This is a genomic window from uncultured Clostridium sp., from assembly GCF_963527835.1.
Taxonomy (GTDB): Bacteria; Bacillota; Clostridia; order Clostridiales; family Clostridiaceae; genus Clostridium.
Genome location: NZ_CAURTC010000042.1, coordinates 1 through 18,358, shown reverse-complemented (window position 1 = coordinate 18,358; position 18,358 = coordinate 1). Strand labels below are relative to the sequence as shown.

12 protein-coding genes are annotated in these 18,358 nt (G+C 27.4%); 3 read left to right on the top strand and 9 right to left on the bottom strand.

The features are described 5' to 3' along the window. Positions 1 to 21 precede the first annotated feature (21 nt). The 7 genes from RYM86_RS15750 to RYM86_RS15720 all read right to left on the bottom strand — a co-directional run bounded on the left by RYM86_RS15750 (position 22) and on the right by RYM86_RS15720 (position 13,667). Complete coding sequence (locus tag RYM86_RS15750) at positions 22 to 720, bottom strand: sugar phosphate nucleotidyltransferase (RefSeq protein WP_315081674.1); 699 nt, start codon at positions 718 to 720, stop codon at positions 22 to 24. Positions 721 to 1,328: 608 nt separating this feature from the next. Then, complete coding sequence (locus tag RYM86_RS15745; protein ID WP_315081672.1) at positions 1,329 to 3,188, bottom strand: NTP transferase domain-containing protein; 1,860 nt, start codon at positions 3,186 to 3,188, stop codon at positions 1,329 to 1,331. A 359-nt stretch (positions 3,189 to 3,547) separates the two neighbouring features. Beyond that, a complete protein-coding gene (locus RYM86_RS15740) occupies positions 3,548 to 4,093 on the bottom strand; it encodes a YcxB family protein (RefSeq protein ID WP_315081671.1) in 546 nt (181 codons plus the stop codon). Between the two features lie 355 nt (positions 4,094 to 4,448). Further along, entirely contained in the window at positions 4,449 to 5,072 is a 624-nt protein-coding gene (locus RYM86_RS15735) for a hypothetical protein (protein ID WP_315081670.1), read from the bottom strand. A gap of 295 nt (positions 5,073 to 5,367) precedes the next feature. Then, entirely contained in the window at positions 5,368 to 8,352 is a 2,985-nt protein-coding gene (locus tag RYM86_RS15730) for a cadherin-like beta sandwich domain-containing protein (RefSeq protein ID WP_315081669.1), read from the bottom strand. A gap of 812 nt (positions 8,353 to 9,164) precedes the next feature. Next, positions 9,165 to 11,162, bottom strand: a complete 1,998-nt coding sequence (locus RYM86_RS15725; RefSeq protein ID WP_315081667.1) for an N-acetylmuramoyl-L-alanine amidase — start codon at positions 11,160 to 11,162, stop codon at positions 9,165 to 9,167. A gap of 300 nt (positions 11,163 to 11,462) precedes the next feature. Then, the gene (locus RYM86_RS15720) at positions 11,463 to 13,667 is read right to left on the bottom strand and encodes an N-acetylmuramoyl-L-alanine amidase (protein WP_315081665.1); all 2,205 of its coding nucleotides are present in this window, start codon (positions 13,665 to 13,667) and stop codon (positions 11,463 to 11,465) included. Between the two features lie 377 nt (positions 13,668 to 14,044). On the opposite strand from RYM86_RS15720, the gene RYM86_RS15715 reads away from it, so the two are divergent. The 3 genes from RYM86_RS15715 (at position 14,045) to RYM86_RS15705 (ending at position 16,306) form a co-directional block, all read left to right on the top strand. Continuing rightward, positions 14,045 to 14,314 carry an ATP cone domain-containing protein gene (locus tag RYM86_RS15715; RefSeq protein WP_315081664.1) on the top strand — a complete coding sequence of 90 codons (270 nt, stop codon included), beginning with the start codon at positions 14,045 to 14,047 and terminating at the stop codon, positions 14,312 to 14,314. 102 nt (positions 14,315 to 14,416) lie between these two features. Next, positions 14,417 to 15,244: a Cof-type HAD-IIB family hydrolase gene (locus RYM86_RS15710; RefSeq protein ID WP_315081663.1), complete on the top strand. Its 828-nt coding sequence runs from the start codon at positions 14,417 to 14,419 to the stop codon at positions 15,242 to 15,244. Positions 15,245 to 15,475: 231 nt separating this feature from the next. Then, complete coding sequence (locus tag RYM86_RS15705) at positions 15,476 to 16,306, top strand: pyridoxamine kinase (protein ID WP_315081661.1); 831 nt, start codon at positions 15,476 to 15,478, stop codon at positions 16,304 to 16,306. A 394-nt stretch (positions 16,307 to 16,700) separates the two neighbouring features. On the opposite strand, the gene trxA is transcribed toward RYM86_RS15705, so the two are convergent. Further along, positions 16,701 to 17,012 carry a thioredoxin gene (gene trxA / locus RYM86_RS15700; RefSeq protein ID WP_012423094.1) on the bottom strand — a complete coding sequence of 104 codons (312 nt, stop codon included), beginning with the start codon at positions 17,010 to 17,012 and terminating at the stop codon, positions 16,701 to 16,703. 43 nt (positions 17,013 to 17,055) lie between these two features. Further along, the gene (locus RYM86_RS15695) at positions 17,056 to 17,922 is read right to left on the bottom strand and encodes an NAD(P)/FAD-dependent oxidoreductase (protein ID WP_315081660.1); all 867 of its coding nucleotides are present in this window, start codon (positions 17,920 to 17,922) and stop codon (positions 17,056 to 17,058) included. Positions 17,923 to 18,358 lie beyond the last annotated feature (436 nt).

Sequence of the window (18,358 nt, the reverse complement as noted above, 5' to 3'; positions counted from 1 at the left end):
AAGAAGTTGTCAAATTAAGTCTTATCTTATACTAAGCTTATTTTTTAGATATTCTAAATCTTCAAGAGAATCTATTTCAAAAATATCATTAGATCCTATTTTATTAACATAAACATCTAAATCTTTAAGATTTTCAACAACTATATCATCCCAATATAAATTTTTAAAATCTCCATCTTCAACTTTTTCCTTTAATTTTTGTGCTATAATTTTTCCATCTTTTTCACTCCAATAAGATGCTCCTGACATTATATAAGCAGATTCATTCCCCTCTTTTCCTATATCAACTCTTTGTAATTTATCATTTTCATCATATCTTAATATCCACTCACCAACAATATTTTCCTTACAAGCAGAATAATACTCTGAATGCTCTGGCCTAACTCTAGGTAAAAAGTTTTTATTAATATAATTATCTGCATCAATAACAAATGTATCTTGAATATAATCCTTAGCTAAATACATGGTATAAATATTATTATAAACATCATATTTATCATTGAATATCTTAACTAAATTATATTTTTTAACTAAACCATCAAACTTTTCATGTAAATATCCAGTCAAAACTACAATCTCATCTATGCCTATTTCTTTTAAATTAATTATTTGTCTTTCAAGTAATGAAATCCCATTAACCTCAACTAAAGACTTTGGTATTGTATTTGTAAGTGGTCTAAGTCTAGTACCCATACCAGCTGCTACTAATATTGCTCTCATATGTTTTTCTCTCCTTAATTATGTATTAATTTTCTATATTACTATGTCTAGTAGTGTAATATTTTAATATAAAGCTCACTGAACTGAGGAATTTACTTTAAGAATACTAAAACAAAGCTTAGTCTAATTAATGCATGCTCCCAATGAAACTTTGGGACAAGCAATTAATTCAACAAATCTTTATTAAGAATTCTAAAAAGTAAATTCCAATGTCAGATTCGCCTTTATATTAAAATATTACTATACATTTAAACATGGTTATTAAAATTAATTCTGTCTCTACTTTGTATATATGTTGATATATGTAATAAACAAAATGGCATTGTAATTTGACTTTGAGAATCGTTAAGTGAAAATCAAAAAGTAAATGTCCAAATTTTACATTTGGCTACACGAACTTTCACACAGTGCATTTTATATTTTGCTTTTTGAACTTACTCAGCGAAGTCGAGTTTCCTTTTTATATTCTCATTTATTGCTTATCAAAAATTATATTTGGAGCAAGCTGAAATGGGACTCTACTCATTTTAGTATTCTTAAGTCAAATTACTCCGTCCAGCTTTGTTTATGCATATATCAACGCTATACTGTAAAACAGAATTACATTCCTAAAATTCAGTTTCTAATTTATTTAGATTTTCTTTTCCTCTATTGTATCTATCCATTCCATATGTTCCAAAATCATCGCCTTCATTTTCTTTAATTAATGTCCATACAGCCCATAATAAATCTTGGCTTATTTGATGGATAAGTAATCTTTTCCTTGAATTTTCATCTACTTCACCATTAAAGTAAAGTCTAAACATCAATTCTGTATCATCTTCTGAAAAACTATTTTCTAAAGAAAGCGCTGCTAAATCCCACATATCATCATTTATACCGCTATATTCCCAATCTATTAAATAAATTCTACCTTCAGTATCCTTTACTAGATTTTCTGATACCAAATCATTATGTGATGGTACAAATACTCTGCCACAAACCTTTAGTACTTGTTCTAGTTTCATGAATTTTTCTCTTACTTCATCATAGTCATCAAAAAATTCTCCATCAGCATTTCTTAAAATATCTTCATATTTTTCAAGTTCTCTAAACACATTAAATTCATTTTTCATTGGAAATTCATTATCCTCATGTAAATCCCTTAATATTCTAGTAACTTGCTTTAGATTCTCTTCTTTCTTAACACTTCTTGGAGTTAATGTTTCTGCATTCTCTATAAAAGTAGATATTTTTATTCCAGTTTCAACATTGAAATATGGAGTTTCAACATTATATCCTCTCTCAGAAGCAATTGAAGAGTTAAACATTTCATTTTTTCTGCTTATCATGCATTCAGTTCCAATACCTGCAACTCTTAATATATATCTTTTTCCTTTAACGCAAATTCTATAATTTTTATTAGTCATTCCTCCAGCAGATACCACTTCACTTATATCCCCTTCTGAGGCTTTCATAGCTTCTCTAGTTATAGTTTTCACAGTATTAATTTCATAATTAAGTTCACGTCTTCTTATAGTTGGATAGAGATGATTTAAGATATTTTCATATTCTTTTTTAGTATCAGCATCTCCCCAAGCAAGATCATCTATTTTAACAAAACTAATATTATAATTTCTTGCAACATCTAATAATACATACTCATAATTTAAATATGGATTTATATTATCTTTAAACTCTTCAAGCATCATTTGATATAATTTATGAGATATCTTAGTTATACCTATCATTTCACCATCAATTCTATTAAATTGATGAATATCTTTAGACATTTTAAATAAATGATTATCTCTTATTTCAACAAAAGCCTCATCTCCTGAACCACTCTCATTAGTAAGGAGTATACAGTCCCTGCTCTTACTTTCTATAAGCTCTTTAATTGCTCTTTTTTCAAAAATCAAATCATTTTCTATTAATAAGAAATCATCTTTAACATATTCTCTGGCCAATGATAATGAATACATAGTTCCAGTCCATTTGTATTTATCACTTTTAACTAAATTTATATTCTTATTATTTTTAAAGTACTCTTCATAACAAACACTTTCATATCCTGTTATTATAGTAATTTTATTAATTCCATTTTCTTTAAGTATATTTAAAGTCCTATCTATTAATTTAAAATCTTCTATTTCAAGCATTCCAACAGGTTTTCCAAAATCTCTAGCCCTTCCTGCTGCAAGAATAACAGCTTCTTTAACAGATTCATTATCCTCTTCATGAATTTTTAATCTAGTGTTCTTAGCTGACGCAAGATTTTCCTCTAATATTTTCATTCCTTTTTCAGTTACTCTATATAAAATTCCTCTATTATTTATAATTCTTTCTATAGTTCCATCAAGCGTAAACTCCTTTAAAATTGAATTCACCTTTCCTAGTGAAATATTAGTCCTCTTTGATAAGTCTCTTTGATTAATATTAAAATTATTGTTTAATATTTTTAATATTTCCAATCTATCTTCTAACATATAACCTCTCCCCCTTTAAAGAATTTTTTTATTTTAAACTTTTCTCTTTCAATTACAAAATACATCTTTTTTGTTCATAATATGAACTATGATAAATTATATTATACTTTATTCAAAATGTAAATATATTCAACAAAATTTGTTATTATATAAAAACTTTATTAAAGCATTTATAATGCTTATACTCTATAAAATTTTAAAAAATAAGCTATATTTTAAGTTAAATTACAACTTAAAATATAGCTTTAAATTATTATATTCATTTCCATTAGGCTCTACTAATATATAGCAAAGTATTTAAAATTTAAATATATGTTGATATATTCAATTACTCAGACCATCTTTACTTATGATTAACACTATTTTATATTATTCATTATGGTATTTTTAAAATTTATCTTATCATCTTTATTTTCAAATGCATCATTAGGAATAACTATTCCAGGATTATCATTTGAAATTACATACAAACAATCATTTATTTCTGTAACATCTGTTATACTATTTAATAGTATCTTTGTCTTTTCCTTATTCCTATTGATTGTTAATCCATCTTTTTCTAATAATACTTCTATAGTTCTTCCAAGTGATTTTTCATTTTTCTTAAATATCTCTTTTAAATTTTTATTTGTTTTTTTAACCCAATATGTAGGTAATGCTAAATAGCCACCTATTCCTAATAATGCAAAAATGACTGCAAGTAAAATAGAAAATATAGGGCTCTCACCTTTACTATATTCTTGCATACCCAAAACACAATATAATACCGCTATAAAAAAACCTATACCTAAAAATAAATGTCTTCTTAGCTTAGCTAGTTTTTCATGACTTCTATCATTATTAATTTTGTAAATAGAAAAATCAACCCATTGTTCTTCAGTATTTTTATATCTTACCTCAACCATTCTCTTCCCCTCACACTCTCATTAGTATATAAATTAATGTTTATTTTAATATATTTTTGAACTTTAAATTGGATTGAAAGCAAATTTTACCTATACTATAACTTTGTAATATAACAATTTAACACAATAATAACTTTACAATATAACTAATATACTAAAATATACTAATTAATTTATATTATAATTATATTACAATTTGTAAACATATCCAATAACATTTATATATACTTTTGCATGGTATATATTATAATTTTTCCTCTCATTTTATATAAATGGAGATAGAATACATACTCAAATCTTATACTTATCACAAAATTTACTTACTATGTATTCTATTTCTCACTTAAATATATAATTAAATATGCATAGATAAACTACCACCATTAGATTTTGCAATATCTTTAAGCATTTTCATCACTTTATCATTCTTTAATAATCCACTTAACTTTGGATTACTGCTTAATAAAGATTCATCATCTATGGATATGCTTCCATCACCATTAAATTTAAAATCTATGTTTTCTTTTTTCTCTTCCTTTTCTTTCTCCTTTTCATCCTCTTCTATTATATAATCTAGAATAGTTTTTGAAATTCTTTTAATAGCTTCCTTTTCTTCTTTAGTTAATGGAGATTCAAACCTTTGACCATTTATTACAATCCATCTTTTTTCATCATCTACACCAAGCTCATCCCATTGACATTCTGAATTGTTTGCTGAATAATTCATCATTTGCATAAATGTTGATTTATCTACATAAATAGTAGTATTACTAGCTGTCCCCTTATCTAATTGAGGCCCCATTATAGCTCTACTTCTACTAGCCGCCGTTCTCATATCTTTAGATAAGTCTAATTTATCTTTAGAATTATCTTTAATATTTTTATCATTGTTTTTTGATTTATTATTAATATTATTTATTTCCTGATTATAATTAGTATATAGTTTGTTATTATTTACTCCATTATTATTAACTTGCATAATTATCCCCCTCTTTATGTCTTACTTTATTATCGATATAATTCATTTCTTCTTTATTATGATTAAATATTATTCTTTCTTAATTAGTAACTAACTCTTATAATCTATAATTCTCATAAATTTATTATGTAATAAGACTCTACTTTAAATATACATTTATATAAACAATAGAATCAGTTCAATTACTCTTTCCAAATTACTTATTTCTATATCATCACACTACCAAAATATAATATATAAAAAAATGAGATGATTCCTTTATACCTAATCATCTCACTTTTATCTTATATAATTTTTAATACATTATTCCAAAGTTAGAGAATGAATACCAAGCATCATCTATATATGCTTTTTCATTTTGAAGCATTCTACCACCTGATTCAAAATAGTACCAATTCCCACCTAAGTATAACCAACCTACTTGCATTGATCCATTTTGATTAAAGTAATATTGGTTCCCTCTTTCTTTATCATAAAACCAGCCAGTTATCATTCTTCCATTATTATCAAGGTAGTACCATCTACCATCACTTTCTTCTCTCCAGCCAGTTGCTCTATATCCTGATTTATTAACATAGAACCATTTACCATCAACTTTTACCCAAGCATCTTTAACTTGTCTACCTCTTTTATCAAAGTAAATGTATTTTCCATTTACTTTTCCCCATTCTTCATACTTACTCATATCAATCCAAATTTTATTGCTTTCATCATAATATGCATCATTTTTATCATCATCATCGTCATCGTCGTCATCATCATCTGGATCTTTGATATCATCTAAAGGATCATTGGTTCTATATATAGTTAATTCATATGTCTTCTTTGTACTTCCATCTTCAGCGACTACAACTATATCAACTTCTGTTTTCCATTGACCTTTAAGACTTATTGATATTGGGCTTCCTGTAAACTTTTCTCCATCTACAGTAATACTTGAATAATTTTCATCTACAGGTATTGGTTTAACTTTAACAGATTTTACATCCTGATCAACACGAGCCTTAAATGTATCATGTTTAGAATTAAATTCATAATCACCTGTATTAAGTTCTATATCTTTTAAGTCAGCATTGTTGCTTCTTCCATCATGTTTTATAACTACAGTGTACATCTTCTTGTCTTTACCATTTTCAGCAGTAACAACTATTTGTAATGTTGTTGCTCCATTTTCCTGCAATGGAATTTTACTTTTAGTACCTGATGTTAAATTATAATTTTCACCTGTTTCAACAACTTTTGCTTCAGTTATACTTGCCTTAGGTTCATCAACTATTGCTGTAACATCAACAACTTTAGTATCTGGTTTAACTACTAAATCATAATTTAAAGTTTCTCTTGAAAATCCTGCATTTCCATCTTCCTTCTTTAAATCTCCAGTATTAAAATTCAAGTAACTTAAATATGCATTTTGAGCACTTGGGATTTCTCCATCACCATCATCTGAGTCTCCTTGAATATTAAATACATATTTATCTGATGCTAAAGTTCCATCTTTGTAAATGGTAATAGTTAGTTGCTTTCCTCCTGAATTACTCAAATCAAATTCAAGGCTTCCCTTTATTTGAATAGACTCTTCAATCCCATTAACCTTAACTCTTGCTACTGTTTCTACTAAACCATCCTCATATGTAATTCTTATTTTTTGTGACGGGTCCTTTACATATAAATCATATTTATGAATAGATGAATTAAAGCTTATTTCTTTATCTCCACCATTTGCTTCTTTTAACGTAACATTATCACCAAAATTAAACTTATAAGGCTGTTGTTTCCCATTAAATACAACTTGTAATTCATATGTTGCTAATAATGCACCTAATTGCTCTGATGACTCAGAACCTTCATAAACATCCATATAAATAACATTTGCATTTGGTTTATCACTAGTGCTATCACTAAAAGATACAAATTTATCAAAATCTTGTTGCTTTATTTTTACTTTTCCATATTCATCAAGATAATGATTACTAAGTTTTACTGTATACCCGCTGGATTTTCCAATACTTGGTGTAATATTTACTTTTCCAGCATTCTTATCTAAGTAAATTTTACCTTCATATCTTTTTGGTTCTCCCGATACACTAACATCTTTAAATTCTTTGTCTATATAATTTCTTTCTTGTAAAAGTATTTCTTCATTATTATATTTACTTTGAATATCTACTTTTCTTAATGTATAGTCATTGCTAGAATTTTCATCTATAAACTTTAATTTTATCGCATAATTTTTTCCTAAAGTTCCATTATTGGGCATTTTTATGACCATAATTTTAGAATCTGTTTTTTCTAATGCACCTTCTAAAGTATTTCCACTTGTACTTGCAGTTGATGATGTTCCATCCATCCATACCTCAGCACCATCTAATTTAAATGATTCATCAAAATTTATTATATAATCTAAGTTTTGAATTTGGTCATTTACTATATGCTCATAAGTAAAGAAACTTTCAGTATCAGTTGTTAAAAGTTCTTTGTTGTATAAAAATGGAACCTTGTTTTTATTTTTATTTCCATTTTCTAAATCTTGTAAATAAGTGTCTTTTGAACCTACATAACTTTTAAAGTCAATCTTTTTTATCTTACCTTGGGCATAATTTTCAGCATGCTCAATAATTATTTGTGTTGATTTACTCGTTATTGAGTCTATTGTTTGAGAATTATCTTCTGAATCCTTTGAAATACTTCCATCAGAATTAATTTTATATACAGTTGTTTTTATATCTGTAGTAGTTTTTTCACTTATTTCATACATAACTTCATTAGTTCCTAGTGGAAGATTTTCTATTGTAATACCATTAGTAACCTCATTAGAAGTTGATTTGTTTTGAGTTTGAGTTAAAGTTACATCAATTTCATTTAAAAGATCCTTTTTTATTTTATTAATTGAAGCAATATCTATTGTTCTATCTATTTTAGTAGTTGTTTCAACTTCTGTTATTTTACCTTGTAACTCATCCTTGTCTGATTTCTTATCAGTAACTTCTTGCTTATACTTTGGTAAATCGATTTGAAAATCTTTAAATCTACCTTGCGTATTATAAGTAGTTTTAGTACTATCAACTTTTACACCAGTATCAATAGTATTACCTTCAAGTTTAGTACCAGAAACGGTTAATGCATATTGAGGACCAGTAATATCTAAAGTTGCTCTTCCACCAGTATTCGTAGTCGCAGCTTGTACTTCATTTATACCAAATGATGTTGGTAATAAAGAAAAAATACACGTTAGTGCTACAAATAGTGATATAATTCTCTTTTTATTAATTTTTTCCCCCATGTTCATCCTCCTAATATTTTTTCCCAAATTTATTATATATACTTATATATTATCATATTTTAGTAATAAAAAAATCTCTAAGCGACTGTAGAGTGTGGATTTTTTTTAGCCATGCACCCCTTTCCAAACGCAGTGAAGGAATAATGGTGCGGCATATGATTGTTTTTTATTCTTTAAAGGTACTCATCATACCTTTAAAATACAGTATTCTAGAAGTTTCCACATATTCTTTAATAATATAAATTCCTAAAGAATAAAATAATATATCATTATTAGACTTATTTCTGATTATTTCTTAGGAAATATTCAAAAAATTACACTTATTTTAAAAATGTTAATTATATTATATTTTCGTCCAAATATAATATAGCTTTATATAAAATCATCATTAAACGGTAAAATATATCTATGAAAATTATTCCAAATAAAAAAGTGGCTACGCCACGCTTTTTTAGTTGAAAGTGGATAGATGAGAGTTGAGAGTTTTGGTTGAAAGTCTTATTGACTTTCCAAAAGTATATATTTTAAAATTCCACTAAGGAATTTATTCCTTTACTCTCAATTTTCAACTGTCAATTCTCAACTAATCTTTGCTTTAGCTTGCATTTTATCTACTTTTGAAGCTTTAAAAATTTCAAACTTTCCTTTACAATAAAAAATAAGCCTATATTTTAAATATATGTTGATATATGCAATAGACAAAGTGGCATTGTAATTGGACTTTGAGAATACTTAATGAGTATTCCTAAGTTCAATTACTCAGTCCACTTTGTTTATGCATATATCAACATATTACTAAAACATAGCCTATTTTAAAATGCATTTGATACAGCTTCTACAACACCATCTGCTATTTTATGTTGATAATTTGAATCAGCACAATTTACTGCTTCTGTTGGATTACTTATAAATCCTGATTCTATTAATACTGATGGCATTTTTGTATTTCTACATACAAATAAATTACCATCCTTGCCACCCCTATTAGTAGCACCTGTTTTATTTACAATGCTATTTGTAATATTAGTAGCCATTCCTCTACTTGTTGAAATTTTAGAATCACTATAATATCCACCAAAATCTGAGTCTTGAGCTCTTGTACTATAATAAGTTTCTACACCACTAGCTGATGCAGCATCTGCTGAATTATGATGCATGCTTATAAAGAAATCAGCATTAAGTTCATTTGCTAGATTAACTCTCTTAGTAAGACTTTGAGTAACACTTAATGTTTCTCTATCAGTTTCATTTCTAGTCATAACAACTTGATATCCGTTAGATTCAAGTTTTACTTTTAACTTCATTGAAAGCTGCATATTTAAATCTCTTTCAGAATAAGTAACTCTATTATGAGTTGCATAAGCCCCATCATCTCCACCATAGTTATGACCTGGATCTATTACTATTAGTTTAGAAGATGATGAACCTCCGTCAACTCTCTTTAATCTTTTTCCATCAGGACCTATTTTCCAACCATCAATAACAGTATCTTTAACCATTTCTCCTGATGAAGGATTTAAATAATAAGTATCATTACCTATCATAGTCCATCCTGTTGCCATGTCTCCATTATTGTTTAGATAATACCATTTGTCTCCATTAAGTTTTATCCAACCTTTTGCCATAGCACCATTAGAATATAGGTAATACCAACTTCCATATGGTTTTATCCATCCTGTTAGCATACTTCCATCAGTATTGAAATAATGCCAATTTCCGCTTATTTCAAACCAACCTACTCTCATAGCTCCACTTACATCTAGAAAATAAGTTTTACCATTTATTGAGTTAAATCCTGTAACCATAATCCCATCACCTTGAAGATAATACCACTTACCTCCATCATTTAACCAACCTTTTTGCATTCCACCCCAAGATTGAAGATAATACCAGTTTCCCTTAGTTTGTAACCAACCCGTTGCCATAGAACCATCACTATATAAGTAGTACCAATTTCCATCTGGCTTTATCCAACCTGTTGCTTTAGTTCCATCTGACTTATAATAATACCAATTTCCATTTTCATTTTTCCAACCAATTGATGATGAAATATTAGTATTATTGTCATTTGAATCTTCCATAGGTTTTGTTATTTCTGGTACGCTAGGTTCTGTCCCTGCTTCTGGGAATTCTGGAGTATAGTCTTCTTCCTCATCAGAACCTGGACCATCTGGTTTTGTGTTTTCTTCATATTCACTGTCTATTCCTGAGTAAGCTAATAAATCATTATATAATGTATTAACCTCTGTACCATATGTAGGACTTGGCGCCCATCTTCCACCTAATGAATTAACAGTGCTTGCTTTCCCTTTAATACTTACAAAATGTCTTGGATCATATGTATCTTCTTTTGGATAACCCTCAGCATCTGCATATAATGCAAGATGATCTAAATGAGCTTGTACTCCTTCATCCCAAGAGTTAAATCTTTGATGTGCATTTGGATCTGTATCGCCCCCACCTTGTGACGTTTTCATTCCACAAGGATTATTGTAGCTTTCATCCAATACTCCACCAAACTTACCATATCCAGTTTCTTTAGCTGCTTGTACATATGCTATTCCTGGATTAACATCTCCACACTTTTCTGCATATTTCCAATAAAGTTCTGCTAAATTTACAAATGTGCTTGTAGCACCTTTTGATTCTGCCCACTTTTTAGCTTGTTTAGCTGTAACTTCTGTATCTGACACTATCTTAATATCAGCAAAGTTCGCTCTAGTACTAGCTTGTACATTAATTGTCGGAACAATTGAAAATACAATAGTTAAAGCAAGAAATAGTGAAATAACCTTTTTATTAATATTCAAAATCTTTCTTTCCCTCCATTCCCTTCTAAAATATATGATTTAAAATATCATCTACAAAATTCTCCAAAAAATTTGCATTAATATTCTAAAATCACACTAATTCTAACATATGCAAAAAAAAAAGTAAATTTTTATAATTAACTTTCTAATTCTGTCTAAAGCCTTTATTCCACTTAATCATACTATAATTAGCTAGTTTTTATGGTTTCATTTTCCATAGAAAAAAATAAAAAAATCTTCCACTTAAACATTAAGTTTAAGTAAAAGATTCTTTTATTTAACTTCTCTTATTTTCTATAATTAATTTAATTGATTTTGAATCGCCTCTGCTATTGCTTTCGCTACAATTGTTTGATTATTTGAATCAGCACATCTTGCAGCTTCATTAGCATTAGTTATAAATCCACATTCAATAAGTATTGCAGGCATATTAGTATTTCTACAAACATTTAAATTTCCATCTTTAGGTCCTCTATTTGTAGCACCTGTTTTACTACAGATATTATTTACAATACTTGTTGCCATTGCTTTACTCTTTTCAATTCTTGATTGATCAGGTGATTTTCCACCCATTCTATCATCTTGAGCATTAGTACTATAAAATACTTCAACTCCATTTGCAGATACTGCATCTGCTGAATTATGATGTATACTTACAAATAAAGTAGCATTAAGATCATTAGCTAATTTAACTCTTTTATCAAGACTTTGCATAGCTGCTAATGTTTCTCTATCTGATTCATTTCTAGTCATAGCAACAGTATAACCTCTATTTTCAAGTTCTGATTTGAGTTTTACTGCAACTTCCATATTTAAATCTCTTTCTGAATAAGTAGTTCCATTGTTTGTAGCATATGCTCCATCATCTCCACCAAAGTTATGACCTGCATCAACTACAATTACATTATTAGAAGTATTTCCTGAAGTTATATCAGATTTTCGTCTTCCATTACTATCTATTTCATAACCATCAACTTTTGTATTCTTAAGTAACTTTCCACTTTGTAAGTCTAAGTAATAGTAATATCCACCACTTTGTACCCATCCTAAGCTTCTACTTCCATCATTATTGAAATGGTACCAATCATCATCAATATTTAACCATCCTGTTGCCATAGCTCCAGTATCATATAAATAATAATGAGTTCCATTTAAATTAAGCCATCCTGTACTCATTTCTGAATTTTCATTAAAGTAATACCAATAATTATTTATATTTGTCCAACCTGTTTTATTGATTCCATTTTGATCAAATACATAAGTTTTATTATCTATTAATTTTATTCCTGTAACCATACTTCCATCGCCTTGAAGATAATACTTATTTCCATTATCTAAAAGCCAACCTAATTTTAACTTTCCACTATTTTCAACATAGCACCATTTTTCATCTATTAAATTCCAACCTTCTTTTGAAAGCATAACACCTGACTTATCTAAGTAATATAAATCATTTGTATTTTGTAAAAATCCAGTTGCCATTATACCGCTTGTCTTTAGGTAATACCAATTATTATTTATACACTTCCAACCAGTCACCATAATTCCATCAGCATCGAAATAATACCATGAATTATCTAAATTCACCCATCCTACAGACATCTCCCCTGTAGAATTTAAATAGTACCAATTTCCATTAGGATTAATCCATCCAGCTGCCTTGCTTTCATCTGAATAATAATAGTACCACTTTCCACCTTCTTCTTTCCAACCTATATCTGAACTAACATTTGTTTCTCTATTAAGTGTTGGCTCAACAAAAGAATTATCAAACATAATTACAGAATCAGTTACTAAAGAATTAGGTTTATTCTCAACTGGTCCTGGTGGTGCAAAATAAGATGAATCATTGTCATCATTGTCATTTAAATTATCTTCATCATTTTTTTGCTCGTCTTTATCAACCGTAATATTTGAATAATCACATAATTCTATATAATATTTATTTACTTCTTCTCCATAAGTAAGACTTGGGGCCCATTTTCCACCTAATGAATTAACAGTTGGTGATTTTCCCTTTATACTTATGAAATGTCTTGGATCATATGTATCACTTTTAGGATAACCATTAGCCCCTGCATAAAGTGCTAAATGATCCATGTGAGCTTGTACGCCTTCATCCCAAGTATTAAACTTCTTATGAGCATATTTATCTCCATCTGATCCGCCTTGTGAAGTCTTCATTCCACATGGATTACGAAAACTCGAATCTAATACGCCTCCAAATCTTCCAAATCCAGTTTCTTTCGCTGCTTGTACATATGCGATAGCTGGATTAACATCTCCACAAGTCTCTGAATACTTCCAATAAAGGTCTGCTAAACTTAAAAATTCTTCAGTTGCGCCTTTAGTTTTTGCCCATTTTTTTGCATCACTTGCAGTAGCTTCTGTATCTGATATTATGTTTATATCTTTTGCAGATGCTTGTACCACAGTTGATGGCATAAAACCTAGTGCCATTACAAATATAAATAAAAATGACACTATTTTACTTTTAATATTCAAAATAGTATTCCCCCTTCCTAGTTGTCACATTTTTTAACATAATTATCCATTTTTCTTATAAATATAATCTAATTTTATCACATGCAGTTCTCGATGTAAATTATAGTTATAATGGATAATTAATCTATTAAAAATTTTTCATAACTAAAATATGTGCCTAAGATAAGAAATTCACCCAATTTTTAATAATACTCTATTTTAAATATATCAATATTAATATAATTTTAGTGTTATTAATAAAATTCTTACTTATTGCAAATTCTAATATAAATCCCCATAATTCCAAACAATATATTATATTAGTCTATCAGACATTTACTTTATGTACCTTTTAACCGATAATATAAGTAAACATTTATAAGTCAGGAGATGATTATATGAACATAATTAAAAAGAGTGGACGAATTGAAGAGTTCCAAATCTCAAAGGTTAGACAATCAATACTTAACGCATCAGAAGAAGTTAGAGAACCCTTATCAGATGCTGAACTTAAATTAATAGAAAAAGAAGTTGATAATATTTTAAGTAAATTAAATAGAACGGAAACTTCTTCTTATGAAGTATTTGCTATATGCTTAAATGTCTTAAAAGAATTAGGCTTTAAAGCAGTATGTAAATCATATCTTGAAGGCTCAATAAGTTTTTAAAAATAAGCTCTGTTTAAATAAAGTTTAATATGTTAGTTATAAGCTCTCATATTAAACTTTAAAACAGAGCTTAATTTATATATTAAGGGGAGGATTATTTTTATGAAATATAAATTAGTATGTATAGATATGGATGGTACTTTATTAAATGGTCATAGTAACATTAGTGAAAGAAATAAAAATGCTTTAAAAGAAGCTGTTAATAAAGGTGTACAAGTTGCTATAAGCACTGGAAGAATATTTGCTTCTGCAGATTACTTTGCTGAACTTATAGGTATAAAAACAGATCTCATTTCATGTAATGGAGCTTATATAAAAAATAGATCAACAAACGAAGTAATATATAGTAACACATTAACTAATGAACAAGTATTAAAAATTCATGATTCTATAAAAGGACATAATTTTAAAATCATTTATTATACTCATGATACAGCAATTGTTGATTCTCCATTTCCTGAAAATCATACATACAAAGTAACTAATAAATTTGTTAGTGATGATAAGAAGGTTAAGTTTTTAATTACATCTGATATAAATAAAATTCTTGAACTATACAACAATAAAATAATAAAAGTAATATGTATAGATAATAGTGACAATAAAGATGCTTTATTTGAATCTAAAAAAGATCTTTTAAAATTTTCTGATATAGAGACCGTAAGTTCTGGAGATAATAATTTTGAAGTTATGCAAAAAGATGTTTCAAAAGGAAATGCTGCAAAGATTCTTTCTGAAAAACTTGGCATAAAACCAGAAGAAGTTATATGCATAGGTGATAATGAAAATGACTTATCAATGATTAAATTCGCTGGACTTGGAGTAGCAATGGGGAATGGTTCAGATATAGTTAAAAAAGTTGCTAATTACATTACAGATACAAATGTAAATGATGGTGTTGCAAAAGTAATAGAAAAATTTATACTTTAGAGTACATTTCTTAAACTTTATCTAATTTATGATTTTAGTTATCCACAAGTTATTTAATAACATAAATTCCATAAAAATAAAAAATGTAATAAAGGTATGTTATACCTTTATTACATTTATATCATCTTTAACTTTTGAAATAAATTAAGTTTTGTTAGTTAAAGCTTTTTCTTTAGTTTATAATATATTATATGAAATAATAATAAAAATGTTACTTATCGAGGTGTTAATATGATTAAAAATAAACAAAAAAGAATAGCTGTTATAAATGATTTATCTGGATTTGGACGTTGTTCTTTAACTGTTGCACTTCCAATAATATCTGCTATGAAAATACAGTGTTGTCCATTACCCACTGCAATTTTATCTGCAAATACAGCATTCCCAAATTTCTTTTTTGATGATTATACAAATAATATGGAAAATTTCACAAATCATTGGCAAGAACTCAACTTAAACTTTGATGGAATATGTACAGGTTTTTTAGGTTCTAAAAATCAAATTGATATTGTCATAGATTTTATAAGAAAATTCAAAAATGATAATACACATGTTTTAGTTGATCCTATAATGGGAGATAACGGAAAAATATATTCAACTTATACAGATGAAATGTGTAATGAAATGAAATCATTAATAAAATATGCGGATATAATAACTCCAAACCTAACTGAGGCTTGCAAGTTAATAGATATGCCCTATCCTGATAAGGCTTTAAATGAGTCTGAACTAAAATTTATAGCTAAAAGTTTATGTGAAAATGGCCCTAAAAAAGTTATAATAACAGGTCTACAAAATAATGATTATGTACAAAATTATATTTATGAAATTGGAAAATCTCCAAAGATAATAAGTGTAAAAAAGATTGGAAAAGATCGTTGTGGTACAGGAGATGTGTTTAGTTCAATATTAGCTGCTGATATGGTAAATAATTTAGATATTGTAGATAGTGTAAAAAAAGCTAGTGATTTTATAAGCAAATGTCTAGAATACACATCAGAATTAGATATTTCAGTACATGAAGGTATATGCTTTGAAGAATACTTATGTGAATTAAAATAACATGATTAATTTTAAATATGTGTTGATATATTCATTAGGTAAAGTGGCATTGTAATTGGACTTTGATAATCGTTAAGTGAAAATCAAAATTTTATATTTTGCTTTTTGAACTTACTCAGCGAATATTCATGAGTCGAGTTTCCTTTTAACATTCACATTTACTGCTTGTCAAAAGTAAATGTCCAAAAGTAAGTGTCCAAATTTTATATTTGGCTACACGAACTTTCACACAGTGCATTTTACATTTGGTAACATGAACTTTCACACAGTACAATTTCACATTAGGAACAAGCTAAAATGGGACTATACTCATTTTAGTATTCCTAAGTTCAATTACTCAGTCCACTTTGCTTATGCATATATCAACATTCTACTAATACATAGCCCAATATTATTATATGTATTTTTCTAAATTCATTTTTATTTTTTCTTTTGGTAAAAATCCTACTTCAGTACTTACATCTTTACCATCTTTAAATATTATCATAGTTGGAATACTAAATACGCTAAACTTACTAGCTAGTTCTCCACTTTCATCTACATTAACTTTAAAGAATTTAACCTTATCTTTCATTTCTTCTTCTAGTTCTTCAAATATAGGTGCTAACATCTTACAAGGTCCACACCAATCAGCGAAAAAGTCTACTATTACAATTCCTTCTTTTATTGCATCATCAAATTCATTAACTTTTAATATTTTTGACATAATTTATTACCTCACTTTTATTTATTGATTATTAAAAACATATTTATTTTTTATTTTTTTCATCTATATAAGAAACTGCAGATAATGCTGCAATATTTCCCTCTCCTGCTGATTTAATATATTGATACGGTACTCCTACTATATCCCCAGCTGCAAAACACCCTTTTATATTTGTTTTCATCAATCTATCAACTTTAACATGATTTTGATCTAATTCTAATCCTGGAACTAATTGACCAGGTGATATGCTATCTCTTAGTATAAAGATACCGTCTGTTTTTAATTCTTTATTAGATAAAATTAAAGAGTTAACTTTCATATCTCCTTTTATTTCAATAGGCTTATCTTTTATAATTTCAATATCTGAGTTTACTTCTACTTCCTCATTATACATAGGTATATAATATACTTTAGATGCTATCGATGCTATAAAATTAGCTTCTTCTTCATCTTTTTTATTATAAGCTATAATAGTAACTATTTTATTTTTATATAAAGGTGCATCACAAGTTGCACAATATCCAACACCTTTTCCTAAAAACTCTTCTTCCCCATTAAATGGTTTTCCGAAATTCACTCCAGTAGCTAAAATTATAGAAGTTGCTTCATACATCTTTTCATTTACCATTAATGAAAAATAATCGCCCATTGCATAAATATTATTTACCTTTTCTTCTGTAATCTCTATATCCATAGATTTTAAATGATTAAGAAACTCATCTCTTATTTCCAATCCACTTTTTCCATAGAATCCTAAATAATTATTTATTGTATGAGCCTTTACTAGTTTATTACTAATATTTTTACTTCCAAAGATTATAAAGTTCTTTTTTCTTATTCTTGCATTCAATGCTACTGATAAACCTGCTGGTCCACTTCCAATAATGGCTATATCGTATCTCTCTCCCATAAAATTTCCTCCAAATCTTAATTAAAAATACTCAATCTAAAATATATTATTACTAAAAATCAATATTTAAATACATTTAAGTAATATAAAAAGATTTTATATCTGTCTTTCTTATAAATTCATAACAACTACAACTTTACAAAAGATATAGTTTAAATTCAATTTTACTAAATTTAATTTATTAAAATATATTTGTTTGATTTATTATATATCTTTACTATTAGTAATGTCAAACAAATTTTAAATTATCATAAAAATAAAAAATCACCTTACTTCTCAAATCAATAATTTATAATAATATCTATAATTTTAGATTTTATAAATTATTTTCAATTAATTATTAATAATTAAAAGTTATATATAATTTCATATAAATGTACTAGAACAAAATCGCTAAGGCGACTTTGGAGCCGTCGATTTTTTTAGCCATGCACCC

Excerpts from the sequence above, each read along its gene's own strand:
- RYM86_RS15715 (WP_315081664.1), top strand. The coding sequence starts at position 14,045 with ATGAACATAATTAAAAAGAGTGGACGAATTGAAGAGTTCCAAATCTCA.
- RYM86_RS15745 (WP_315081672.1), bottom strand. The coding sequence starts at position 3,188 with ATGTTAGAAGATAGATTGGAAATATTAAAAATATTAAACAATAATTTT.
- RYM86_RS15705 (WP_315081661.1), top strand. The coding sequence starts at position 15,476 with ATGATTAAAAATAAACAAAAAAGAATAGCTGTTATAAATGATTTATCT.
- RYM86_RS15730 (WP_315081669.1), bottom strand. The coding sequence starts at position 8,352 with ATGGGGGAAAAAATTAATAAAAAGAGAATTATATCACTATTTGTAGCA.
- RYM86_RS15735 (WP_315081670.1), bottom strand. The coding sequence starts at position 5,072 with ATGCAAGTTAATAATAATGGAGTAAATAATAACAAACTATATACTAAT.
- RYM86_RS15740 (WP_315081671.1), bottom strand. The coding sequence starts at position 4,093 with ATGGTTGAGGTAAGATATAAAAATACTGAAGAACAATGGGTTGATTTT.
- RYM86_RS15710 (WP_315081663.1), top strand. The coding sequence starts at position 14,417 with ATGAAATATAAATTAGTATGTATAGATATGGATGGTACTTTATTAAAT.
- RYM86_RS15695 (WP_315081660.1), bottom strand. The coding sequence starts at position 17,922 with ATGGGAGAGAGATACGATATAGCCATTATTGGAAGTGGACCAGCAGGT.
- trxA (WP_012423094.1), bottom strand. The coding sequence starts at position 17,012 with ATGTCAAAAATATTAAAAGTTAATGAATTTGATGATGCAATAAAAGAA.
- RYM86_RS15750 (WP_315081674.1), bottom strand. The coding sequence starts at position 720 with ATGAGAGCAATATTAGTAGCAGCTGGTATGGGTACTAGACTTAGACCA.